Genomic DNA, 613 nt, shown 5'->3' on the forward strand with positions numbered 1-613 from the left:
ATCCGAACCGTTCTGCGAACATTGCATTAGTGCTTTATAAAGATGGTGAACGTCGCTACATCTTAGCACCAAAAGGTTTATCTGTTGGTGATACGATTCAAGCAGGCGTTTCAGCTCCGATTAAAGCGGGTAATGCGTTACCAATGCGTAATATCCCAGTAGGTACTACAGTTCATAACGTGGAATTAAAACCTGGTAAAGGTGGTCAAATCGCACGTTCTGCAGGTGCTTACGTACAAATTATCGCTCGTGAAGGTAACTATGTAACTTTACGTCTTCGTTCAGGCGAAATGCGTAAAGTATTAGCTGAGTGTACTGCAACCATCGGTGAAGTAGGTAACTCAGAGCATATGCTTCGCGTTCTTGGTAAAGCAGGTGCTAACCGCTGGAGAGGCGTTCGCCCGACAGTTCGTGGTACTGCGATGAACCCGGTAGACCACCCGCACGGTGGTGGTGAAGGTCGTAACTTCGGTAAACACCCTGTTACACCTTGGGGCGTTCAAACCAAAGGTAAGAAAACTCGTCACAACAAACGTACCGATAAATACATCGTACGTCGTCGTGGCAAATAATTTTATTCATTAATATAGGATAGTCCAATGCCACGTTCCCT

Annotated in this window: 1 protein-coding gene; it reads left to right on the top strand. The window is 45.7% G+C overall.

Annotated elements, in window-relative coordinates:
* Window positions 1-572 (top strand): 50S ribosomal protein L2 (gene rplB, locus DS839_RS35940; RefSeq protein ID WP_119275357.1); only part of this gene is annotated, 572 nt, incomplete at its 5' end.
* Window positions 573-613: the final 41 nt, after the last annotated feature.

It is taken from the genome of Taklimakanibacter deserti (assembly GCA_003574785.1).